We start from the raw sequence: 22,071 nt of genomic DNA on the forward strand, positions 1-22,071 counted from the left end.
ATGGACAGCCTGATTGCGTTATCGCGTCGTGGTTTTCTCAAGGGGGCCGCAGCGGTAGGTGGTGGACTGGTGGTGGCGTTTGTCATCCCTGGCGCCCATCGGTTTGCCCAAGGCGCGGACAACCAGGGCAAGGTGTTCGCGCCGAATGCGTTCCTGCGCATTGGCAATGACAACAGCGTCACCGTGTTGCTTGGCCATTCGGAAATGGGCCAGGGCATCTGGACCGGCCTGACCATGCTGATCGCCGAAGAGCTGGATGCCGACTGGTCGAAAATCCGCGTCGAACATTCCCCGGCCTCGGCCAAGGATTATGGGCTGGCCGGGTTTGGTGGCATGCAGATCACCGGCGGCTCGACTTCGACCTGGATGGAGTTCGACCGCTACCGCCAGGCCGGTGCGGCGGCACGCTTGATGTTGATCGAGGCCGCGGCCAAGCGTTTCAACGTGGCGCCGTCGCAGATCCGTACGGAATCGGGGGTGGTCATTGCCGGTGACCAGCGCGCCAGCTACGGCGAACTGGCCGACGATGCGGGCAAGCTGCCGGTGCCGGAACCGGCGTCGATCAAGCTCAAGGACGCCAAGGACTGGACATTCATCGGCAAGCCCACCAAACGCCTGGACACCCCGGAAAAAATCACCGGGCGCGCGAAGTTCGGCATCGACGTGCAATTCGACGGCTTGATGACCGCGATGGTCGCCCGGTCGCCGGTGTTTGGCGGCAGCGTCAAATCCTTCGAAGGTGCCGGCGCGTTGGCGATTCCGGGGGTGCACAAAGTGCTGCAGGTGCCGACCGGTGTGGCGGTGATTGCCGAGCATTATTGGGCGGCCAAGTTGGGGCGTGACGCGCTGACGGTGGAGTGGGACTTGGGGCCGAATACAGGCCTCGACAGTCAAAAACTGTTGGAGAGCTTCCGCAAACTCGCCGCCACGCCCGGCATACCGGCCAGTCAGGCGGGCGACACTCAGGCGGCGCTGGCCAAGGCGAGCAAGACCCTTGATGTCGAGTACAGCGTGCCGTACCTGGCCCATGCGCCCATGGAACCACTGAACTGCACGGTGAAGATCACCCAGGACAAGTGCGAGATCTGGACCGGCACCCAGTTCCAGACCCTCGATCAGATGATCGCCGGGAAAATCACCGGGCTCAAACCAGAGCAAGTGGAAATCCATACCGAATTCCTGGGCGGCGGTTTTGGTCGGCGCGCCAACCCGACCTCGGACTTCGTCGCTGAAGCGGTGCAGGTGGCCAAGGCAGCGGGCGCGCCAGTGAAAACTGTGTGGGCACGGGAAGATGACATTCGTGGCGGCTATTACCGCTCGGCGTTCCTGCATCAGGCGCGGATTGGCCTGGGTGCCGACGGGCTGCCGCTGGCGTGGAAGCATGTGATGGTCGGGCAGTCGATCATGGCCGGCACCTCCCTCGAAGCGGCGATGGTCAAGAACGGCATCGACAAGACCTCGGTCGAAGGCGTGGTGGACAGTCCCTACCTCGAAGGGCTGGCCAACCATCAAGTTGAGCTGCATTCACCGCAAACCGGCATCAAGGTGCTGTGGTTGCGTTCGGTGGGGCACAGTCACACGGCGTTTGTCATGGAATCGTTGATCGACGAGCTGGCGACGGCGGCGGGCAAGGACCCGGTGGAGTACCGCCGAACCTTGCTCAAGGATCATCCGCGACACCTCGGTGTGTTGAACCTGGCGGTGGAGAAAGCCAACTGGAAGGCGCCGTTGCCCCAGGGCCATGCCCTGGGCGTGGCGGTGCACGAGTCGTTTGGCAGTTACGTGGCGCAGGTTGCCGAAGTGTCCCAGGACAACCTGGCGATCCGCGTGCATCGGGTGGTGTGCGCGGTGGACTGCGGGATTGCGGTCAACCCGCAGAGCATTGCGGCGCAGATGGAGTCGTGCATCACCTTCGGTCTCGGCTTTACCTTGCACAGCAAACTGACCTTCAAGGACGGGCAAGTGGTGCAGTCCAATTACCACGACTATCAGGTGCTGCGGCTCAACGAGATGCCGGTGGTGGAGGTGCATATCGTGCCCAGCAGCGATAAGCCCGGTGGTATCGGCGAGGCGGGGGTGCCGCCCACGGCACCGGCCGTGGCCAACGCGGTGTTTGCCTTGACTGGCCAGCGCCTGCGCGAATTGCCGCTGCAGTTGTCGGGGGTGTGAGATGAAACGCCATCACTGGTTGCTGGGCTCGTTATTGCTGATTTGCCTTTTTATCTATGCCACCGAGCTGTTCGCCGATGACCGTGAAGCCTTGAAGGCCTTCGAAACCGTGCAGAAGGTTTTCCAGAGCCCGCGTTGCCAGAACTGCCACATTCCCGGCGATTCACCGTTGCAGTTCGAGTCGGGAAAGCCCCATGGAATGAATGTGGTGCGTGGCCTGGATGGCAAGGGTGCCGCGGGACTGCCCTGCGCGACCTGCCACGCCGAGGCCAATCCACCGCCCGGTTACGACCCCAAGGCACCGCCGGGGGCGCCCCATTGGAGCCTGCCACCGGCCGCGCACAAAATGGCCTGGATTGGCCTGCCGCCCGACAAGTTGTGCGCCATGATCAAGGACCGTTCCAGCAACGGCGATCGTGATTTCGCGGCGCTGATCAAGCATATCAGCGAGGACAAACTGGTGCTGTGGGGCTGGAATCCCGGAGGCAATCGCGAGCCGGTGCCGGTTCCCCACGCTATTTTCGTCGATCAATTCAAGATTTGGGCGGACGCGGGAGGGCCCTGTCCGCTGGGGAGCTGACCAACGGTGCGTCAACCGGGAGTCAAACCGGTTCTGGGCGACTCTAAAGTGTATCGTCGCCACTGGAGCAACTTATGCTGATCCCAGGCAAGTCTCATCAAACGAGCGTCTGCGCAGACCCTTTGCGCACGCCACTGCAGGAGCGCGAACTGCTTCGCGACCTGGCGCGCCAGGCCGAGCAGGAACTGATCGGCGTGCAAATGGCGAGCATGGATGAGTTGACGCTGCTGTCCAATCGGCACGGGTTCATCGCATTGGCCCAACTGGGGCTGAACGTTTGCCAGCAATTGGGCCGGCCGGCGACCCTGCTGTTTTTTAACCTCGACGACTTCAAGCGCATCAACTACCTGTTCGGTCGCGCCGAGGGCGACGATGCCCTGAAAACCTTTGCCGATGTGCTGCGCATAGGCTTCAGGGAAAGCGACGTGATCGGTCGACTGGACGGTGCCACCTTCGTTGCTTTGCTGACGGGGTCCAGCGCGGTGGACATCAAGGCGATCACGGCGCGACTCGAAGAAATGCTCGATGAGCGCAATGCCACGGTGCATCGCGGTTATGACATTCGCTTCAGCATTGGGCAGATCGAGTACGACACGGTGCTGCATGGCTCGATTGAAGAGCTTTTGGTTGAGGTGGAAGCGGTGTTGGGCCGCTAAAAGTGCATTGGCTGGACTGGCCCCTTCGCGGGCAAGCCCGCTCCCACAGGGTGTTGGTGTACACCGTTCGTGTGAACGACAGAAATCACTGTGGGAGCGGGCTTGCCCGCGAAGGCGTCCTCGCTGTCACCGCTTATTTGGCAAACAACTGCCCGATATCCTTGAATGCCTTGAATTCCAGCGCATTGCCGCAGGGATCAAACAGAAACATCGTCGCCTGCTCACCCACCAGCCCCTGGAAACGAATCCCCGGTTCGATCACGAAGCGCGTCTCCAGCGTCTTCAGCCGTTCGGCCAGCGCCTCCCACTCCGTCATTCCCAGGACCACGCCAAAATGCGGCACCGGCACGTCATGGCCGTCCACGGCGTTGGTGTGGGCGGCTTCCTGGGTCGCGTTTTTCGGTGCCAGGTGAATCACCAGTTGGTGACCGAAAAAGTTGAAATCGACCCAATGCTCGCTGGACCGACCTTCTTCCAGACCGAACACGCTGCCATAGAAGTGTCGCGCGGCCGGCAGGTCATAGACGGGAATGGCGAGGTGAAAAGGGGAGAGCTGCATCGGGGTGGGCCTCAATCTTCTGAATTCAGGCTGAGTGTAGTCCTGTGCTTTTCGATTAAAAGACGATAGTTTTTGCGCCGAGCTCAAATTATTTCGATCAATCGGGGGCCCTATGCTGCGGGAACTGAAAACCTTTATCGCGGTGACGCGTTACGGCACGTTTGCGGCGGCGGGCATGCACATTGGCCTGACGCAGTCGGCCGTCAGTGCGCAGATGCGCAACCTGGAACAGGCCCTCGGGATTCGCTTGTTCGATCGCACTGGACGTCAGGCATTGCTCAATGCGGCGGGGCAGCGTGCGTTGCCCATGGCCCGCGAGATCCTGGACACCTTCAGCCGCATGGCAGTCAGCGACGATGTCAGCGAATACCGTGGCGAGCTGAAAATCGGTGCGGTGGCCACGGCCCAGACCGGATTGCTGCCCCAGGCCTTGCTGCGTTTGCGTCAGCAGGCGCCATTGCTGGAGCCAAAACTGGTGCCGGGGGTATCGCTCAATCTGTTGAGCCAGGTGGACACCGGCGAAGTCGATCTGGCGATCCTGATCAAGCCACCGTTCGACCTGCCCAAGGAACTGTCGGCGCAAGTGATTCGCCGCGAGCCGTTTGTATTGATCGTCCCGGCGGAGCTCGAAGGCGACGAGCCACTGCAACTGCTCGCCGATCATCCCCATGTACGTTACGACCGCAACTCGTTTGGTGGGCGCCTGGTGACCCGGTTTCTGCGTGAACAGCAAATTGATGTGCAAGTGGCGCTGGAGCTGGATGAACTGGAAGCCATCGTCAAGATGGTCGAATGCGGGTTGGGGGTTTCGTTGCTGCCCGAAGCCGGTTTGTGGCTTGAGCATGGGGCGAAGGTCAGGGTGATTCGTCTGGGCGAGTTGACGTTTTCTCGGGAGATTGTGCTGTTGCAGCGCTATAGCCAGCGGACCCAGCCAATTCAGCGGTTGTTTGCAGACTGCCTCATGCACAACCCCTGTAGGAGCGAGCCTGCTCGCGATGGACTTCAGACCACCCCGTTTCATCCTGACAAAAGGCATCATCGTTAACGACCATCGCGAGCAGGCTCGCTCCTACAAAGGGCGTGCCGTCCCGACATCGCAGGTAAAAAAAACCCGCCTGAAGCGGCGGGTTTTTTATCGGCTAACCGAAGATCACTCTTCGAGGTTGCCCATGGCGGTGGTGTTGAAGCCACCGTCCACGTACATGATTTCACCGCTGATGCCGGACGCCAGGTCCGAGCACAGGAAGGCGCCGGCGTTGCCGACTTCTTCGATGGTGACGTTGCGACGCAGCGGGGTTTGCGCTTCGTTGGCGGCCAGCATCTTGCGGAAGTTCTTGATGCCGGAAGCGGCGAGGGTACGGATCGGGCCAGCCGATACGCAGTTGACGCGGGTGCCGTCCGGGCCCAGGGAACCGGCCAGGTAACGTACGCCGGCTTCCAGGGAAGCCTTGGCCATGCCCATGACGTTGTAGTTAGGCATGGTGCGCTCGGCGCCCAGGTATGACAGGGTCAGCAGGCTGCCGTTGCGGCCTTTCATCATTTCACGACCAGCCTTGGCCAGGGCCACGAAGCTGTAGGCGCTGATGTCGTGAGCGATGCGGAAACCTTCACGGGTGGTGGCTTCGGTGAAGTCGCCGTCCAGTTGGTCGCCCGGGGCGAAGCCGACGGAGTGCACGATGCAGTCCAGGCCGTCCCACTTCTTGCTCAGTTCTTCGAAGACCTTGGCGATTTCCGCATCGCTGGCCACGTCGCACGGGAAGCACAGCTCAGGGCTCGAACCCCAGCCTTGTGCGAACTCTTCGACACGACCTTTCAGTTTGTCGTTCTGATAAGTGAAGGCAAGCTCAGCGCCCTCGCGATGCATGGCGGCAGCGATGCCGGATGCGATGGACAGCTTGCTGGCGACACCGACGATCAGTACGCGCTTACCGGCGAGAAAACCCATGTGTTGCTCCTCTCTTTCAGGTTATTGCGCAGTGGCTGGAGCCAGGAAAGCGGCTTCGAGCAACTGCTGTGTATACGGATGTTGGGGGGCGGCAAAAATGCTTTGCGCGTCTCCCTGTTCGACCACTTGGCCATGCTTGACCACCATCAGCTGGTGGCTCAGCGCTTTGACGACAGCCAGGTCATGGCTGATAAACAGATACGTCAGGTTGTACTTGCTTTGCAGTGAACGCAAAAGCTCCACCACTTGGCGTTGCACGGTGCGGTCGAGGGCCGAAGTCGGCTCGTCCAGCAGAATCAACGCCGGTTTTAGCACTAATGCCCGGGCAATGGCGATTCTCTGCCGTTGCCCACCGGAAAATTCGTGGGGGTAGCGGTGCCGGGTTTCCGGGTCCAGTCCTACCTCCTTGAGTGCCGCAATGATCGCTTGTTCCTGTTCCGCCTCGGTGCCCATCTTGTGGATGCGCAGGCCTTCGCCGACGATCTGGCTCACGCACATCCGCGGGCTCAGGCTGCCGAAAGGGTCCTGGAACACCACCTGCATTTCCCTGCGCAACGGCCGCACCTGTTGTTGCGTCAGGCAGTCTAGCTGCTTGCCTTCAAAACGGATGGTGCCTTTGCTGCCGATCAACCGCAGGATCGCCAGACCCAACGTCGACTTGCCGGAACCGCTCTCTCCCACGATCCCCAGGGTCTGACCCTGAGGCAGGCTGAAATTGATGCCGTCCACTGCCTTGACGTAATCCACCGTCTTTTTCAGCAAACCTTTCTTGATCGGGAACCAGACTTTCAAGTCCTTGACCGTCAGCAATGGCGGGCCAACCACATTGGTCGCCGGCGTACCGCTGGGCTCCGCTGCCAGCAGGATCCGGGTGTACGGATGCTGCGGCGCGCGGAACAATTCTTCGCACGATGCCTGTTCGACGATGCAACCGCGCTGCATGACACATACGCGATGCGCAATTCTTTTGACCAGGTTCAAATCGTGGCTGATCAGCAGCAATGCCATGCCCAGGCGGGTCTGTAGTTCCTTGAGCAATTCGAGGATTTTCAGCTGAACGGTCACGTCCAGCGCGGTGGTCGGCTCGTCGGCAATCAGCAGTTCCGGCTCGTTGGCCAGGGCCATGGCGATCATCACTCGCTGGCGCTGACCGCCGGACAACTCATGGGGCAGGGCCTTGAGGCGCTTGTGCGGCTCGGGGATGCCGACCATTTCCAGCAACTCCAGGGTGCGCCTGGTCGCGACTTTTCCCACCAGCCCCTTGTGGATGCCCAATACCTCGTTGATCTGCTTCTCGATCGAGTGCAGCGGGTTGAGCGAGGTCATCGGCTCCTGAAAGATCATCGCGATCCGGTTGCCGCGGATGTGGCGGATGGTTTTCTCTTTCAGGCTCAGCAGATCTTGCCCGGAATAGGCAATGGTGCCCGACGGATGCCGGGCGAGCGGGTAGGGCAGAAGGCGCAGGATCGAGTGGGCGGTCACCGATTTGCCGGAGCCGCTTTCGCCCACCAGGGCCAGGGTTTCACCGCGCTTGATGTCGAAACTGACCCCTTCGACCACACGCTGGCAGTGGTCGCCGACGACAAACTCGACGGCGAGGTCGCGCACTTCGATCAGATTGTCCTGATTCATTTCACTTCCTCGGGTCGAAGGCGTCGCGAGCGGACTCGCCGATAAACACCAGCAAACTCAACATCAACGCCAACACCGCAAACGCGCTCATGCCGAGCCACGGTGCTTGCAGGTTGGATTTGCCCTGGGCCACCAGTTCACCCAGGGAAGGACTGCCCGCCGGCAGGCCGAAGCCGAGGAAATCCAGGGCGGTGAGGGTGCCGATGGCACCGGTCAGGATGAACGGCATGAAGGTCATGGTCGAGACCATGGCGTTGGGCAGGATGTGGCGGAACATGATCGCCCCATTCTGCATGCCCAGCGCCCGGGCCGCGCGTACGTATTCCAGGTTGCGCCCCCGCAGGAACTCGGCGCGCACCACGTCGACCAGGCTCATCCAGGAAAACAACAGCATGATGCCCAGCAGCCACCAGAAATTGGGCTGGACGAAACTGGCCAGGATGATCAGCAGATAGAGCACCGGCAACCCGGACCAGATTTCGAGGAATCGCTGCCCGGCCAGATCGATCCAGCCACCGTAGAAACCCTGCAGGGCACCGGCGATGACGCCAATGATCGAGCTGAACAGGGTCAGTGTCAGGGCGAACAACACCGAAATGCGGAAGCCGTAGATCACCCGGGCCAATACGTCACGGCCCTGGTCATCGGTGCCGAGGAGGTTATCGCTCGAGGGCGGCGCCGGTGCCGGGACTTTCAGGTCGTAGTTGATGCTCTGGTAGCTGTAGGGAATCGGCGCCCACAGCACCCAGGCGTCCTTGGCCTTGAGCAGTTCGCGGATGTACGGGCTCTTGTAGTTGGCTTCCAGCGGGAATTCGCCGCCGAAGGTGGTTTCCGGGTAGCGCTTGAGTGCCGGGAAGTACCAGTTGTTGTCGTAATGCACCACCAGGGGTTTGTCGTTGGCAATCAGCTCGGCGCCGAGGCTGGCGCCGAACAGGATCAGAAACAGCCACAGCGACCACCAGCCACGCTTGTTGGCCTTGAACAGTTCGAAGCGACGGCGATTGAGAGGGGACAGGTTCATCTCAATGCTCCCGGCTTTCGAAGTCGATGCGCGGATCGACAAAGGTGTAGGTGAGGTCGCCGATCAGTTTCACCACCAGCCCCAGCAGGGTGAAGATGAACAGGGTGCCGAAAACCACCGGGTAATCGCGGTTGATTGCCGCTTCGAAACTCATCAGGCCGAGGCCGTCGAGGGAGAAGATCACTTCGACCAGCAGCGAACCGGTGAAGAAGATACCGATGAACGCCGACGGGAACCCGGCGATCACCAGCAGCATGGCGTTGCGGAACACATGGCCGTAGAGCACGCGATGGTTGGTCAGGCCCTTGGCCTTGGCGGTGACCACGTATTGCTTGTTGATTTCGTCGAGGAAACTGTTTTTGGTCAGCAGGGTCATGGTCGCGAAGTTGCCGATCACCAGCGCGGTCACTGGCAGCGCCAGGTGCCAGAAGTAATCGAGCACCTTGCCGCCCATGCTCAGTTCATCGAAGTTGTTCGACGTCAGCCCGCGTAACGGGAACCAGTCCAGATAACTGCCACCGGCAAACACCACGATCAGCAGGATGGCGAACAGGAACGCCGGGATGGCGTAGCCGACGATGATCGCCGAACTGGTCCAGACATCGAAGTGACTGCCGTGCCGCGTGGCCTTGGCGATCCCCAGCGGGATCGACACCAGGTACATGATCAGCGTGCTCCACAGCCCGAGTGAAATCGACACGGGCATCTTTTCCTTGATCAGGTCGATGACCTTGGCGTCGCGGAAGAAACTGTCACCGAAATCCAGGGATGCATAGTTCTTGACCATGATCCACAAGCGTTCAGGCGCCGACTTGTCGAAGCCGTACATGTGCTCGATTTCCTTGACCAACGCCGGGTCCAGGCCTTGGGCGCCGCGATAGGCCGAGCCGGCTACCGAGACTTCGGCACCGCCACCGGCGATGCGGCTGGTGGCGCCTTCGAAACCTTCGAGTTTGGCAATCATCTGTTCCACCGGCCCGCCGGGGGCGGCCTGGATGATCACGAAGTTGATCAGCAAAATGCCGAACAAGGTCGGAATGATCAGCAGCAGTCGCCGAAAAATATACGCCAGCATCTGATTACTCCGTGCCCGCAGGGTCGGCTTGCAATTTGGTTTCGATCTCTATGGCCGGTTTGGCATCGGGCTTGACCCACCAAGTGGCGGTGCCGATGTCATATTTGGGCGAGATCTTGGGATGGCCGATGTGGTTCCAGTAGGCCACGCGCCAGGTTTTGATGTGCCAGTTGGGAACCACGTAATAGCCCCATTGCAGCACCCGGTCCAGTGCGCGGGCATGGGCCACCAGGTTTTTGCGCGAATCGGCGTTGATCAATTGTTCCACCAGTTGGTCCACCACCGGGTCCTTGAGGCCCATGGAGTTGCGGCTGCCCGGTTTGTCGGCGGCAGCGCTCATCCAGAACTCGCGCTGTTCGTTGCCCGGCGAGTTGGACTGCGGGAAGCTGCCGACGATCATGTCGAAGTCCCGCGAGCGCACGCGGTTGACGTACTGCGAGACGTCGACCCGGCGGATCACCAGGTCGATGCCCAGGTCGCTCAGGTTGCGCTTGAACGGCAGCAGCACCCGCTCGAATTCGGTCTGGGCCAACAGGAACTCGATCGTCACCGGTTTACCGGTGGCGTCGACCATTTTGTCGTCGACGATGCGCCAGCCGGCCTCTTGCAGCAGTTGATAGGCCTTGCGCTGCTGGGCACGGATCATGCCGCTGCCATCGGTGACCGGGTTCTGGAAGGCTTCGCTGAACACCTGTTCGGGAATCTTGCCGCGGAACGGTTCGAGGATTGCCAGTTGATCGGCGTCCGGCAGGCCGGTGGCGGCCATTTCCGAGTTTTCGAAGTAACTGCGGGTTCGCGCGTAGGCGCCGTTGAACAATTGCTTGTTGGTCCATTCGAAATCCAGCAACAGTGTCAGGGCCTGACGCACGCGCACATCCTGGAACATCGGGCGACGCAAGTTGAACACGAAGCCTTGCATGCCGGTGGGGTTGCCGTTGGGGATTTGCTCCTTGATCAATCGGCCCTCGGTGACCGCCGGGATGTTGTAGGCGTTGGCCCAGTTCTTGGCGGTCATCTCCAGCCAGTAATCGAACTGCCCGGCCTTGAGCGCCTCCAGCGCGACGGTGTTGTCGCGATAGTAATCGGTGGTCATCACGTCGAAATTGTAGAAACCACGGTTGGCCGGAAGGTCCTTGCCCCAGTAGTCCTTGACCCGCTCATAGCGCACCGAACGCCCGGCCTTCACTTCGCTGACCCGATAGGGGCCGCTGCCCAGGGGAATTTCCAGGTTGCCCTTGTTGAAGTCGCGGGTCGCCCACCAATGCTTGGGCAGTACCGGCAACTGGCCGAGGATCAGCGGCAGTTCTCGGTTGTTGCCGTGCTTGAACTTGAACAGCACCGTGAGCGGGTCCTCGGCGACCACTTCGTCAACGTCGCTGTAATAGCCACGGTACATCGGGGCGCCATCCTTGATCAGGGTCTGGAAGCTGAACACCACATCTTCGGCGCGTATCGGATGACCATCGTGGAATCGCGCTTGCGGGCGCAGGTAGAAACGCACCCAGGTGTTGTCCGGGGCTTTTTCGATTTTGCCGGCGACCAGGCCGTATTCGGTGAACGGTTCATCCAGGCCCTGTTTGGCCAGCGTGTCGTAGATCAGCGTGATGTCTTCGGCGGCCACCCCTTTGCTGATGAACGGGTTGAGGCTGTCGAAGCCGCCAAACCCGGCCTGGCGGAATTTTCCGCCCTTGGGGGCATCCGGGTTGACGTAATCGAAGTGTTTGAAATCGGCCGGGTATTTCGGCGGCTCGTTGTACAGGGTCAGGGCATGCTGCGGGGCGGCACAGGCCAGCCCGGCGAACAACAGGGCGCTGGCCTGCAGGAGCAGGGCGCTTACAGGTTTCATTGATCTTTCTCCGAAGATTTCAGCCACCACGCGCTCAGGCCCAGGGTGTAGGGCGGCGTGGTGACGAAAGCCAACCGGTTGCGGTAGGCCAGACGGTGATAATTGAGGTACCAGTTGGGAATGCTGTAGTGCTGCCAGAGCAGTACCCGATCCAGGGCCCTGCCGGCGGCCACTTGTTCATCGCGACTCTTTGCTGCGAGCAGTTGTTCGAGCAGGTGGTCGACCACCGGGTTGGCGATGCCGGCGTAATTCTTGCTGCCCTTGACCCCGACCTGGCTGGAATGAAAGTACTGCCATTGCTCCAGGCCCGGGCTTAGGGTCTGGTTGAGCGTCATCAGGATCATGTCGAAATCGAACTGGTCGAGGCGCTGTTTGTACTGCGCACGATCGACCGTGCGCAGCCGGGCGTCGACGCCGATGCTGGCGAGGTTCTCGACGTAAGGCTGGAGGATGCGCTCCAGGTTCGGATTGACCAGCAGGATCTCCAGGCGCAAGGGTTGTCCGGCGGCGTTTTGCAGGCGCTGGCCGTTGAGCTTCCAGCCGGCTTCGGCGAGCAGCCCCAGGGCTTTGCGCAGGGTTTCCCGGGGGATGCCGGCGCCTTGGGTCTGCGGCAGGCTGAAGGGCTCGGTGAAGAGCTTCGCGGGCAACTGTTCGCGCCAGGGTTTGAGCATCAGCCATTCATGTCCGACCGGCAGGCCGGTGGCGGAGAACTCGCTGTTGGGGTAGTAACTCATGGCGCGCCTGTAGGCACCGCTGAACAGCGTGCGGTTGGTCCACTCGAAGTCGAACATCAGCCCCAGCGCTTCACGGACCTTCACGTCGGAGAACGTCGGCCGGCGGCTGTTCATGAACAGACCCTGGCTCTGGGTCGGGATCTGGTGCGGGATCTGCGCCTTGATCACGTCACCGCGGCGTATCGCCGGGAAGTTGTAGCCGGTGTCCCAGTTCTTCGCCTGGTGCTCGATGTAAATGTCGAACTCGCCGGCCTTGAACGCTTCGAACGCGACATCGCTGTCCCGGTAGAACTCGACCTCCATGCGGTCGAAATTGTATTTGCCGCGATTGACTGCCAGATCCTTGCCCCAGTAGTCCTTGACCCGCTCGAAAACAATCTGTCGTCCCGGCGTCACCGAGGTGATGCGGTACGGTCCGCTGCCCAGTGGTGGTTCGAAGGTGGTGGCCTTGAAGTCCCGACCCTTCCAGTAGTGTTGCGGCAGTACCGGCAACTCGCCCAGGCGCAGGATCAGCAGCGGATTGCCGGCGCGTTTGAAGACGAACCGTATGCGCCGTGGATTGAGAATGTCGACCCTCAACACTTCCTGGAGGCTGGTGCGGTACAGCGGATGGCCTTCCTTGAGCAGCAAGCGGTAGGAAAACGCGACGTCATGGGCGGTGATGGGGGTGCCATCGTGGAAACGCGCCTCGGGGCGCAGGTTAAACACCACCCAGCTGCGGTCCTCGTTGTACTCCACCGACTGGGCAATCAGGCCATAACTGGAGGCAGGTTCGTCGCCGGACGGTGCGTACTGACCTGTGCCGACCATCAGCGGCTCATTGAGTTCGTTGATGCCGTATTGCAGGAAATTCGGCGTGGTCACCGGGCTGGTGCCCTTGAAGGTGTAAGGGTTGAGCGTATCGAAGGTGCCAAACGCCATCACCCGCAACGTACCGCCCTTGGGCGCTTGCGGGTTGACCCAGTCGAAGTGGGTAAATCTGGCCGGGTACTTGAGCGTGCCGAACTGCGCATAACCATGGCTTTCGCTGATCGTCGCGCTTGCGGTGGAGCTCAAGGCCAGGCAGATCAGGAGCGAGAGGAGGGGATGCTTCAAATAGGGAATCCGATCCGGGCGGCTTGGGCTTTGTGGACCGTACAGTAACAGCTTGTATGAACAGGAAAAAGACAGGGGTTTAAAGCAGATCTGATCCGTTGCAGGGGCCGGGCTTGCTGGCGATGGTTGGGGAGATTACGCGTAAAACGGGAAGCGCGGCGGCGCTCTCTGGTTTTTCGCGAGCAGGCTCGCTCCTGCGGGGTGAAAAAATCGCGGGCAAAAAAAGCCCCTGAATTCAGGGGCTCGTTTTTAATGCGGATTGGCAACGGTCAGCATCTGACCCGGTTTCAACGCCTGGCCGACGCGCGGGTTCCAGCGCTTGAGGTGCTGCATTTCAACATTGAAGCGCTTGGCCACGATGTACAGCGAGTCGCCTTGCTGAACCTTGTATTGGGATTGTGGCTTCCTGGTTTCGCCCTTGGTCTTGGCATTGGCCGCGACCACGGTGTTGATGCGTCCGGAACCGCGTTTACTGGTGTCCTGAAGAACCAGGGTCTGGCCCGGTTTGAGGTTCTTGCCACTCAGCTTGTTCCAGCGCTGCAGGTCCTTGGTGTCGACGTTGTTGGCCTTGGCGATGGAGCCCAGGTTGTCGCCACGCTTGACCCGGTAGTTGCGTTTGGCACTCGCCACCTGGATGTCATCAGCGCCCTCGAAAACCGGTTTGCGCGATTTCTTGCTGATCAACTCTTCAGGACGCATGGTCTGCAGGCTGGTGGTCAGCAGCTGCGCCTTGGAGGTCGGCACCAACAGATGCTGGGGGCCGTCGAGGGTGGTGCGCTGCTTGAACGCCGGATTGAGCTGGAACAGTTCGTCTTCGTCGATGTTGGCGACTTCGGCGACCTTGGACAGGTCCATGCGCTGGTTGATTTCGACGACTTTGAAATAGGGTTCGTTGGCGATCGGGTTTAGGTTCACGCCGTAGGCCTCTGGCGCCAGCACCACTTGCGAGAGGGCCAGCAGTTTCGGCACATACGCCTGGGTCTCGGCAGGCAGCGGCAGGTTCCAGTAGTCGGTAGGCAGGCCGAGTCTTTCATTGCGCTCGATGGCCCGGCTGACCGTGCCTTCGCCTGCGTTATACGCGGCAAGGGCCAGCAGCCAGTCCCCGTTGAACATGTCGTGCAGGCGAGTCAGGTAATCCATCGCGGCGGTGGTCGAGGCGGTGATGTCGCGACGGCCATCATAAAAGCGGGTTTGACGCAGGTTGTAGTAACGCCCGGTGGACGGGATGAATTGCCAAAGGCCCACCGCGTCGGACCGGGAGTAGGCCATCGGGTTGTAGGCGCTTTCGATCACCGGCAACAGCGCCAGCTCCAGCGGCATGTTGCGCTCTTCAAGACGTTCGATGATGTAGTGAATGTAGAGGCTGCCGCGTTCGCCGGCATTTTCGAGAAAAGACGGGTTGCTGGCAAACCACAGGCGTTGCTGCTCGATGCGCGGGTTGACGCCCAGGCCATCCTGCAACTGGAAGCCCTGGCGCATGCGTTCCCAGACGTCCTGCGGAATCTGCGGGCTCGGCTTTTCGCTGAGCCAGACGGGCTTCTGCTTGGCGCGCGCGGCAATATTCGGAGTGTGTGCCGCATCGGTTTGCGGCACATGGCTGGAACAGCCGGCCAAGGTCGCTGACACAGCCACCGCGATGGCTTGAGCCAGGCGGGTCAATGCGTCCGAATTGATGGCTTTGCGAATAGATGACGACATTGGCTGGAAGTAAGTTCCGGGCAAAAATGTCGGGGGATTCTAGAAAGCGCACCTCCAACGGTCAACCACTCATGGTTTTTGCACCATCGTACAGGTGGCTCAGAACGTGTCTTTCCAACTTCTTAGCGCAGCAAAAACCATATCGGGCGCAGAGTTATCGGTGCCGGTCCGTTCGTCCACTTTTTCTTTAACGGATGTTACGGCGGTACGCAAAAACGGGTTTGTACGTTTTTCCAGGGCCACCGTGGAAGGCAGTGTGATGACGCCCGCTTCCCGTTGGCGGGTAACGGTGGCGAGGCGTTCCAGCGTATCGGGATTGCCGGGCTCGACCGCCGCGGCGAAACGCAGGTTGCTCAGCGTATATTCGTGAGTGCAGTACACCAGCGTGTTTTCGGGAAGGGCCGCGAGGCGCGACAGCGAGGTGTACATTTGCAGGGGCGTCCCCTCGAACAGGCGTCCGCAACCGGCCGCAAACAGGGTATCTCCGCAAAACAGCAGGCCGCGATGATAATAGGCAATGTGGCCCAGGGTATGGCCGGGCACGGCGATGACGTCGAAGTCATGGCCCAGTACATTGATGCGGTCGTTGTCCTTGAGGGCCATGTCCCGCGCCGGAATGTTTTCACTGGCCGGGCCGTAGACGGTGGCATCCGTCGCTTTTTTCAGCTGTTCAACGCCGCCGACATGGTCATGATGGTGATGAGTGATCAGAATATCGCTCAACACCCAGTGCGGATTGGCTGCAAGCCAGGCCTGCACGGGGGCGGCATCGCCGGGGTCGACCACCGCGCAGCGCCGGGTGTCGGGATCTTGTAACAACCAGATGTAGTTGTCGGTAAAGGCGGGCAGGGCAGTGATCTGTATCATCGTCGGATTCGCCAATTGGAAAGCAATGGCGCATCTTAGAGCTTCCTGGCGCGTTGGAGAATGCAATGACGGATAAAGCGTTCGCTCAGGCTGATCCTGACTGGCTGGCATTGATCAGCGCGGCCCGTGACTGGCTGTCCGGCCCCATCGGGCAGTTTTTGCTGGATGAAGAACGGCGCATGCTCGAAGAAGAGCTGGGTCGCTTTTTCGGCGGTTATCTGGTGCATTACGGCCCATCCGCCCAGACACCACCGTCGGCACCGCAGGTGCAGCGCAATGTCCGTCTGGGCGCGCCGTTGCCAGGGGTTGAGATTGTCTGCGAAGAGCAAGCGTGGCCGTTGAGCGAACATGCCGCTGACGTGGTGGTCATGCAGCATGGCCTGGACTTCTGCCTGTCGCCCCACGGACTGCTGCGCGAAGCGGCGAGCAGCGTGCGGCCTGGCGGGCACCTGTTGATCATCGGGATCAATCCCTGGAGCAGTTGGGGCCTGCGTCATGTGTTCGCTCATGATGCGTTGCGCAAGGCCCGCTGCATTTCCCCGTCGCGGGTCGCCGACTGGCTGAATCTGCTGGGCTTCGCGCTGGAGAAACGCCGCTTCGGGTGCTATCGTCCGCCGCTCGCGTCACCCGCCTGGCAGACCCGTCTGGCCGGCTGGGAGCGCATGGCCGGTCGCTGGCAGTTGTCTGGCGGTGGCTTCTATTTATTGGTGGCGCGCAAGATAGTGGTCGGCCTGCGACCCTTGCGTCAGGAGCGCCGCGAACCGATGGGCAAGTTGATTCCATTGCCTATGGCCAAGGTCAACCGTCGTCATATCGAACCGTAATTCACCTTGTATTTCCTGGCCGGGGTTGCCCCCGGTCTCGGGCGTTGTCGATCAACGATCGGCGAGCCACCGCATTTTCTGGATAGATTGGCATGAGCGATAGCGTAGAACTCTTCACTGACGGCGCCTGTAAAGGCAACCCTGGCCCTGGCGGCTGGGGCGCATTACTGGTGTGCAAGGGTGTTGAAAAGGAACTCTGGGGCGGCGAAACCAACACCACCAACAACCGCATGGAGCTGATGGGCGCGATTCGTGGCCTCGAAGAACTCAAGCGTCCCTGTGATGTGCTGCTGGTGACCGACTCGCAGTACGTGATGAAGGGCATCAACGAGTGGATGGCCAACTGGAAAAAGCGCGGCTGGAAAACCGCTGCGAAAGAACCGGTCAAGAACGCTGACCTATGGAAGATGCTCGACGAGCAGGTCAACCGTCACAACGTCACCTGGAAATGGGTGCGCGGGCACATCGGCCACCATGGCAACGAGCGGGCCGACCAACTGGCCAACCGTGGCGTGGATGAAGTGCGCGGGTTCAAGCAGGCCTGATTTCCGGGGCGTCGCTATCGCGAGATAGCTCGCGATGGGGGGCAACACGGCGTACCTGAAAGACCTTGGCGAGCGTGTTAACATCGCCGTTTTTGCACGATTGACCGATTGAGAGCTGAGCATCAGATGGCCACCAGATCCGTTGTACTCGATACCGAAACCACCGGCATGCCGGTGACCGACGGCCACCGGATTATCGAAATCGGTTGTGTCGAGTTGATCGGTCGTCGTCTGACCGGTCGGCATTTCCATGTCTACCTGCAACCGGATCGCGAAAGTGATGAAGGCGCCATCGGCGTCCACGGCATCACCAACGAGTTTCTGGTGGGCAAGCCGCGTTTCGCCGAAGTGGCCGAAGAATTCTTCGAATTCATCAAGGGCGCGCAGCTGATCATCCATAACGCCGCGTTCGACGTTGGCTTCATCAACAACGAATTCGCCCTGATGGGCCAGCACGACCGTGCGGACATCACGCAGCACTGCTCGATCCTCGACACCCTGCTCATGGCTCGGGAGCGTCACCCGGGGCAGCGCAACAGCCTCGATGCCTTGTGCAAACGCTACGGCGTCGACAACTCCGGCCGTGAACTGCACGGCGCCTTGCTCGACTCCGAGATTCTCGCTGACGTTTACCTGACCATGACCGGCGGCCAGACCAGCCTGTCGCTGGCCGGCAATGCGTCCGATGGCAATGGCTCCGGCGAAGGCGCGGACAACTCCGCCACGGAAATCCGCCGTCTGCCCGCCGACCGCCAGCCGACACGTATCATTCGCGCCAGCGAAGACGATATGGCCCGGCACGTGGCACGCATGGAAGCCATTGCCAAGTCGGCAGGTGCGCCGGCGCTGTGGGTGCAGTTGGCCGAGGCTGAAGTTCAGGCCTAGGTCGTTTCTTTATGTCGGTGACCCGTTTTGGGGCGTCGCACTCGCTACATCCGCTGCAACCCTCTACCCTGAGGTTATTGGCAGGCTCTGTTCTGCCGCCTCAGGACACTGAGTCCCATGTATAAAGATTTGAAATTCCCGGTGTTGATTGTCCATCGCGACATCAAGGCCGACACCGTTGCCGGTGACCGTGTGCGGGGCATTGCCCGGGAGCTTGAGCAAGAAGGCTTCAGCATTGTCTCGGCCGTGGACTACACCGAAGGGCGTTTGGTGGCTTCGACTCATCACGGTCTCTCGTGCATGTTGATCGCTGCCGAAGACGCCAGCGCTCGCTCGCATTTGTTACAGAATATGGCCGAGTTGATCGGGCTGGCGCGAGTGCGCGCGCCGGACCTGCCGATCTTCGCCCTGGGCGAGCAAGTCACCCTGGAAAACGCCCCCGCGGACGCCATGGCCGAGCTCAATCAATTGCGCGGGATTCTTTATCTGTTCGAAGACACCGTGCCTTTTCTCGCCCGTCAGGTGGCGCGGGCTGCGCGCAAATACCTCGATGGCTTGCTGCCGCCCTTTTTCAAGGCGCTGGTGCAGCACACGGCAGACTCCAACTATTCCTGGCACACGCCTGGGCATGGTGGTGGCGTGGCCTACCACAAGAGCCCCGTGGGTCAGGCGTTTCACCAGTTTTTCGGGGAAAACACCCTGCGTTCGGATTTGTCGGTGTCGGTGCCGGAGCTGGGGTCGCTGCTGGATCACACCGGGCCGCTGGCAGAAGCAGAAGCCCGGGCGGCGCGCAACTTCGGCGCCGATCACACTTTTTTCGTCATCAACGGGACGTCGACCGCGAACAAGATCGTCTGGCACTCCATGGTCGCGCGCGATGACCTGGTGCTGGTCGATCGCAACTGTCACAAGTCGGTCCTGCATTCGATCATCATGACGGGCGCGATCCCGCTGTACCTGTGCCCGGAGCGCAATGAGCTGGGGATCATCGGTCCGATTCCGTTGAGTGAGTTCAGTCGCGAATCGATCCAGGCGAAGATCGACGCCAGTCCCTTGACCAAGGGGCGGGCGCCCAGGGTCAAACTCGCGGTGGTCACCAATTCGACCTATGACGGCCTGTGCTACAACGCCGAGCTGATCAAGCAGCAATTGGGTTCCAGCGTCGAGGTGCTGCATTTCGATGAGGCCTGGTACGCCTATGCGGCGTTCCACGAGTTTTTCGCCGGGCGTTACGGCATGGGCACTTCACGCAGTGAAAACGGCCCGCTGGTGTTCACCACCCATTCCACCCACAAGTTGCTGGCAGCGTTCAGCCAGGCATCGATGATTCATGTGCAGGACGGTGGCGCGCGGCAGCTCGATCGCGATCGCTTCAACGAAGCGTTCATGATGCACATCTCGACGTCGCCGCAGTACGGCATCATCGCTTCGCTGGACGTCGCGTCGGCGATGATGGAAGGGCCTGCCGGACGTTCGCTGTTGCAGGAAATGTTCGACGAGGCCCTGAGTTTTCGCCGGGCGCTGGCCAACCTGCGACAGCACATCGCCGCCGATGACTGGTGGTTTTCCATCTGGCAACCGCCTTCGGTGGAAGGTATCGACCGGGTTGTCACACAAGACTGGCTGCTGCAACCGGAGGACGACTGGCACGGCTTTGGCGGCGTGACCGACGATTACGTATTGCTCGATCCGATCAAGGTCACCCTGGTGATGCCGGGTTTGACCGCCGGCGGCGCCCTCAGCGAGCGCGGGATTCCGGCGGCGGTGGTCAGCAAGTTCTTGTGGGAGCGCGGGCTGGTGGTGGAGAAGACCGGGCTGTATTCGTTCCTGGTGCTGTTCTCCATGGGCATCACCAAGGGCAAGTGGAGCACGCTGCTCACCGAGCTACTGGAATTCAAGCGCAGCTACGACGCCAACGTCAGTCTGGCCAACTGCCTGCCGTGCGTGGCGCAGGAGAATGTTGCGCGTTATCAGGGCATGGGCCTGCGTGACCTGTGCGATCAATTGCACGCCTGTTATCGCAGCAATGCCACGGCCAGGCATCTCAAGCGCATGTACACCGTTCTGCCGGAAATCGCCATGAAGCCGGCTGACGCCTATGATCAATTGGTGCGTGGCGAAGTTGAAGCGGTGTCGATCGATGCTCTGGACGGGCGTATCGCTGCCGTGATGTTGGTGCCGTACCCACCCGGGATTCCGTTGATCATGCCCGGCGAGCGTTTTACCGAGTCGACCCGCTCGATCATCGACTACCTGAAGTTTGCTCGCACGTTCGACAGCAGCTTTCCCGGGTTTGTCGCCGATGTGCACGGCTTGCAACACGAAGATGAGGGCAATGGACGGCACTACACCGTCGATTGCATCAAGGAATGAGGACCTTTCCCAGTATGCAACCGGTCATAAACCCGATTTACCCAGGGCTGTCGGTGCGAGTCGCCGACGAAGCTTTTGCCGCCTATATCTGGGGCAGTGATTTCAGTTTTGAAGTCACCGCCTATGGCACCCCCGAAATAGGCCAGCCAGTGGAGCAGTGGGCGATCACGCCGATCACGCCCTATCGCAAGTGCTATGGCATTGACCCCGAGGAGTTCAGCAGTTATCGCGACGCCGTCGACAGTGCGATTTTCATGGCGTATCTGGATGACGAGCCGGTCGGACATATAGTGGTCAGCACTAACTGGAATGGCTTTGCCCATATCGACGAACTGGCGGTGCATGCGCCCGCCCGGCGCCATGGTGTGGCCAAGGCACTGCTGGATGTGGCGCAGTTCTGGAGTCGCAAGAAGAAGCTGCCAGGCATCATGCTGGAAACCCAGAACAACAATCTGGGAGCCTGTCGTCTCTATGAGCGCTGCGGTTACGTGATTGGCGGCATCGATCACCTGCGCTATCGGGGCATCGATCCCAACACCGCCGAGGTGGCGCTGTTCTGGTATCGATTGTTCGATAATCCGCTCGAAAATCCGCTCAGTTCGCGAGCATCGCCGCGGCTTGTTCCGTGATGATCGCCAACAGGGTCTGAATGGCGGGCGAGGGCGCGCCGTTTTTAAGGCTCAGGGCGTAGAGACTGACCGGCACCGCGGGCGCCAGGGGGCAGGCATCGAGTCCGGCCGATTTGGCGCCGAGCGCGGTGAAGGGGTCGACGATGGCCAGGCCTTCACCGGCCTCGACCATGCTGCGCATCATCTGGTGAGTCTGTACCCGTGTGTGGATCACAGGTGCCGGGCGCAGTGCATGCAGTTTGTTTTCCAGCGCCGGGCTGAGCGGGTCATGCCCTTCGAGGCCGACCATTGCCTGGCCCGCCAGATCCTGCAGGGAAATGTACTTTTGCCTGGGTTGCAGCCAGCCGTGGGGGGCGAGCAGTTGCAGCTTGCCCTGGGCAATCACCTGGCATTCAATCTCGGCGCGATCGGGATCATGCAGGCTCAAGCCCAGATCGCTTTCGTGCAACAGCAGGCTTCGGACGATGTCGCGGGTCGGTTGGCTGAGCAGGGTGCAGGGCGCGTCAGGCAGGCGTCGGCGCAAAGCCGCAATGCTTTGGGGCAGCAGTTGCTGGGCCAGGGGAGGCGTACAAATGATACGTAAGGGCGGAGCCTGGTATTGCCTGAGGCTGTTGGCCAGGCGTTGGACCGGTTCAAGCGCATCGTAGACGCGGGCCATTTCGACTTGAAGCTCCCGCGCCTCCCGCGTGGCTTGCAGGCGCCCTCTTACGCTGGAGAACAGCATGAAGCCCAGTTGATCTTCGGCGTCGCGCAATATGCGCTCGACTTCGGTCACCGGCAACTGCAGCCATTCGGCGGCGGTGCCCAGATGACCGGTTTGCAGGAGCGCCTGGATCACTTCGATATGGCGTAAGCGCATGCGTGAAGTCCATGTTCAGCAGGGTGAGGAAGCCAGTGACTGAATCCTAACCCAAGTCTGCGCCTATGACTCCTGCTCA

Annotated in this window: 19 protein-coding genes; 9 read left to right on the top strand and 10 right to left on the bottom strand. The window is 60.8% G+C overall.

The window, feature by feature from the left end:
- The 3 genes from AC1Q6D_RS07290 to AC1Q6D_RS07300 all read left to right on the top strand — a co-directional run bounded on the left by AC1Q6D_RS07290 (position 1) and on the right by AC1Q6D_RS07300 (position 3,405).
- Entirely contained in the window at positions 1 to 2,169 is a 2,169-nt protein-coding gene (locus AC1Q6D_RS07290; RefSeq protein WP_103405624.1) for a xanthine dehydrogenase family protein molybdopterin-binding subunit, read from the top strand.
- 1 nt (position 2,170) lies between these two features.
- A complete protein-coding gene (locus AC1Q6D_RS07295) occupies positions 2,171 to 2,749 on the top strand; it encodes a hypothetical protein (RefSeq protein WP_103405625.1) in 579 nt (192 codons plus the stop codon).
- A 74-nt stretch (positions 2,750 to 2,823) separates the two neighbouring features.
- Positions 2,824 to 3,405: a GGDEF domain-containing protein gene (locus AC1Q6D_RS07300; protein ID WP_103405626.1), complete on the top strand. Its 582-nt coding sequence runs from the start codon at positions 2,824 to 2,826 to the stop codon at positions 3,403 to 3,405.
- A gap of 133 nt (positions 3,406 to 3,538) precedes the next feature.
- On the opposite strand, the gene AC1Q6D_RS07305 is transcribed toward AC1Q6D_RS07300, so the two are convergent.
- Positions 3,539 to 3,964: a VOC family protein gene (locus tag AC1Q6D_RS07305; protein ID WP_103405627.1), complete on the bottom strand. Its 426-nt coding sequence runs from the start codon at positions 3,962 to 3,964 to the stop codon at positions 3,539 to 3,541.
- 112 nt (positions 3,965 to 4,076) lie between these two features.
- On the opposite strand from AC1Q6D_RS07305, the gene AC1Q6D_RS07310 reads away from it, so the two are divergent.
- On the top strand, positions 4,077 to 5,009 hold the full coding sequence (locus tag AC1Q6D_RS07310) for a LysR family transcriptional regulator (protein WP_103405628.1): 933 nt from the start codon (positions 4,077 to 4,079) through the stop codon (positions 5,007 to 5,009).
- 105 nt (positions 5,010 to 5,114) lie between these two features.
- Here AC1Q6D_RS07310 and fabI read toward each other — a convergent pair whose 3' ends face one another.
- From fabI to gloB, 8 genes are all read right to left on the bottom strand, one after another.
- A complete protein-coding gene (fabI, locus tag AC1Q6D_RS07315; RefSeq protein ID WP_020799278.1) occupies positions 5,115 to 5,909 on the bottom strand; it encodes an enoyl-ACP reductase FabI in 795 nt (264 codons plus the stop codon).
- A 21-nt stretch (positions 5,910 to 5,930) separates the two neighbouring features.
- Positions 5,931 to 7,541 (bottom strand): ABC transporter ATP-binding protein, encoded by a 1,611-nt coding sequence (locus AC1Q6D_RS07320; protein WP_103405629.1) that lies wholly within the window; start codon positions 7,539 to 7,541, stop codon positions 5,931 to 5,933.
- A gap of 1 nt (position 7,542) precedes the next feature.
- On the bottom strand, positions 7,543 to 8,562 hold the full coding sequence (locus AC1Q6D_RS07325; protein ID WP_047528312.1) for an ABC transporter permease: 1,020 nt from the start codon (positions 8,560 to 8,562) through the stop codon (positions 7,543 to 7,545).
- 1 nt (position 8,563) lies between these two features.
- On the bottom strand, positions 8,564 to 9,637 hold the full coding sequence (locus tag AC1Q6D_RS07330) for a microcin C ABC transporter permease YejB (RefSeq protein WP_047528314.1): 1,074 nt from the start codon (positions 9,635 to 9,637) through the stop codon (positions 8,564 to 8,566).
- 4 nt (positions 9,638 to 9,641) lie between these two features.
- A complete protein-coding gene (locus AC1Q6D_RS07335; RefSeq protein ID WP_103405630.1) occupies positions 9,642 to 11,483 on the bottom strand; it encodes an extracellular solute-binding protein in 1,842 nt (613 codons plus the stop codon).
- Positions 11,480 to 13,312 (bottom strand): extracellular solute-binding protein, encoded by a 1,833-nt coding sequence (locus tag AC1Q6D_RS07340; RefSeq protein ID WP_103405631.1) that lies wholly within the window; start codon positions 13,310 to 13,312, stop codon positions 11,480 to 11,482. The genes AC1Q6D_RS07335 and AC1Q6D_RS07340 overlap by 4 nt, the downstream gene beginning before the upstream one ends.
- A gap of 249 nt (positions 13,313 to 13,561) precedes the next feature.
- On the bottom strand, positions 13,562 to 15,010 hold the full coding sequence (locus AC1Q6D_RS07345; RefSeq protein ID WP_103405632.1) for a transglycosylase SLT domain-containing protein: 1,449 nt from the start codon (positions 15,008 to 15,010) through the stop codon (positions 13,562 to 13,564).
- A gap of 99 nt (positions 15,011 to 15,109) precedes the next feature.
- Positions 15,110 to 15,877 carry a hydroxyacylglutathione hydrolase gene (gene gloB / locus AC1Q6D_RS07350; protein ID WP_103405633.1) on the bottom strand — a complete coding sequence of 256 codons (768 nt, stop codon included), beginning with the start codon at positions 15,875 to 15,877 and terminating at the stop codon, positions 15,110 to 15,112.
- Positions 15,878 to 15,942: 65 nt separating this feature from the next.
- On the opposite strand from gloB, the gene AC1Q6D_RS07355 reads away from it, so the two are divergent.
- The 5 genes from AC1Q6D_RS07355 (at position 15,943) to AC1Q6D_RS07375 (ending at position 21,133) form a co-directional block, all read left to right on the top strand.
- Positions 15,943 to 16,701 carry a class I SAM-dependent methyltransferase gene (locus AC1Q6D_RS07355; protein ID WP_047528323.1) on the top strand — a complete coding sequence of 253 codons (759 nt, stop codon included), beginning with the start codon at positions 15,943 to 15,945 and terminating at the stop codon, positions 16,699 to 16,701.
- A 92-nt stretch (positions 16,702 to 16,793) separates the two neighbouring features.
- Positions 16,794 to 17,246, top strand: a complete 453-nt coding sequence (rnhA, locus tag AC1Q6D_RS07360) for a ribonuclease HI (RefSeq protein WP_047528325.1) — start codon at positions 16,794 to 16,796, stop codon at positions 17,244 to 17,246.
- 126 nt (positions 17,247 to 17,372) lie between these two features.
- Positions 17,373 to 18,131: a DNA polymerase III subunit epsilon gene (dnaQ, locus tag AC1Q6D_RS07365; protein WP_103405634.1), complete on the top strand. Its 759-nt coding sequence runs from the start codon at positions 17,373 to 17,375 to the stop codon at positions 18,129 to 18,131.
- Between the two features lie 117 nt (positions 18,132 to 18,248).
- Positions 18,249 to 20,504: an Orn/Lys/Arg family decarboxylase gene (locus AC1Q6D_RS07370; RefSeq protein ID WP_103405635.1), complete on the top strand. Its 2,256-nt coding sequence runs from the start codon at positions 18,249 to 18,251 to the stop codon at positions 20,502 to 20,504.
- A gap of 14 nt (positions 20,505 to 20,518) precedes the next feature.
- Complete coding sequence (locus AC1Q6D_RS07375; RefSeq protein ID WP_103405636.1) at positions 20,519 to 21,133, top strand: GNAT family N-acetyltransferase; 615 nt, start codon at positions 20,519 to 20,521, stop codon at positions 21,131 to 21,133.
- Here AC1Q6D_RS07375 and AC1Q6D_RS07380 read toward each other — a convergent pair.
- Positions 21,099 to 21,992: a LysR substrate-binding domain-containing protein gene (locus AC1Q6D_RS07380; RefSeq protein WP_103405637.1), complete on the bottom strand. Its 894-nt coding sequence runs from the start codon at positions 21,990 to 21,992 to the stop codon at positions 21,099 to 21,101. The genes AC1Q6D_RS07375 and AC1Q6D_RS07380 overlap by 35 nt on opposite strands.
- Positions 21,993 to 22,071: the final 79 nt, after the last annotated feature.

It is taken from the genome of Pseudomonas sp. MT92 (assembly GCF_058792515.1).

Coding starts and splice junctions, on each gene's coding strand:
- AC1Q6D_RS07355 (WP_047528323.1), top strand. CDS start 15,943: ATGACGGATAAAGCGTTCGCTCAGGCTGATCCTGACTGGCTGGCATTG.
- AC1Q6D_RS07300 (WP_103405626.1), top strand. CDS start 2,824: ATGCTGATCCCAGGCAAGTCTCATCAAACGAGCGTCTGCGCAGACCCT.
- AC1Q6D_RS07370 (WP_103405635.1), top strand. CDS start 18,249: ATGTATAAAGATTTGAAATTCCCGGTGTTGATTGTCCATCGCGACATC.
- gloB (WP_103405633.1), bottom strand. CDS start 15,877: ATGATACAGATCACTGCCCTGCCCGCCTTTACCGACAACTACATCTGG.
- dnaQ (WP_103405634.1), top strand. CDS start 17,373: ATGGCCACCAGATCCGTTGTACTCGATACCGAAACCACCGGCATGCCG.
- AC1Q6D_RS07305 (WP_103405627.1), bottom strand. CDS start 3,964: ATGCAGCTCTCCCCTTTTCACCTCGCCATTCCCGTCTATGACCTGCCG.
- AC1Q6D_RS07295 (WP_103405625.1), top strand. CDS start 2,171: ATGAAACGCCATCACTGGTTGCTGGGCTCGTTATTGCTGATTTGCCTT.
- AC1Q6D_RS07325 (WP_047528312.1), bottom strand. CDS start 8,562: ATGAACCTGTCCCCTCTCAATCGCCGTCGCTTCGAACTGTTCAAGGCC.
- AC1Q6D_RS07345 (WP_103405632.1), bottom strand. CDS start 15,010: ATGTCGTCATCTATTCGCAAAGCCATCAATTCGGACGCATTGACCCGC.
- rnhA (WP_047528325.1), top strand. CDS start 16,794: ATGAGCGATAGCGTAGAACTCTTCACTGACGGCGCCTGTAAAGGCAAC.
- AC1Q6D_RS07320 (WP_103405629.1), bottom strand. CDS start 7,541: ATGAATCAGGACAATCTGATCGAAGTGCGCGACCTCGCCGTCGAGTTT.
- AC1Q6D_RS07310 (WP_103405628.1), top strand. CDS start 4,077: ATGCTGCGGGAACTGAAAACCTTTATCGCGGTGACGCGTTACGGCACG.
- AC1Q6D_RS07290 (WP_103405624.1), top strand. CDS start 1: ATGGACAGCCTGATTGCGTTATCGCGTCGTGGTTTTCTCAAGGGGGCC.
- AC1Q6D_RS07335 (WP_103405630.1), bottom strand. CDS start 11,483: ATGAAACCTGTAAGCGCCCTGCTCCTGCAGGCCAGCGCCCTGTTGTTC.
- AC1Q6D_RS07330 (WP_047528314.1), bottom strand. CDS start 9,637: ATGCTGGCGTATATTTTTCGGCGACTGCTGCTGATCATTCCGACCTTG.
- AC1Q6D_RS07380 (WP_103405637.1), bottom strand. CDS start 21,992: ATGCGCTTACGCCATATCGAAGTGATCCAGGCGCTCCTGCAAACCGGT.
- fabI (WP_020799278.1), bottom strand. CDS start 5,909: ATGGGTTTTCTCGCCGGTAAGCGCGTACTGATCGTCGGTGTCGCCAGC.
- AC1Q6D_RS07375 (WP_103405636.1), top strand. CDS start 20,519: ATGCAACCGGTCATAAACCCGATTTACCCAGGGCTGTCGGTGCGAGTC.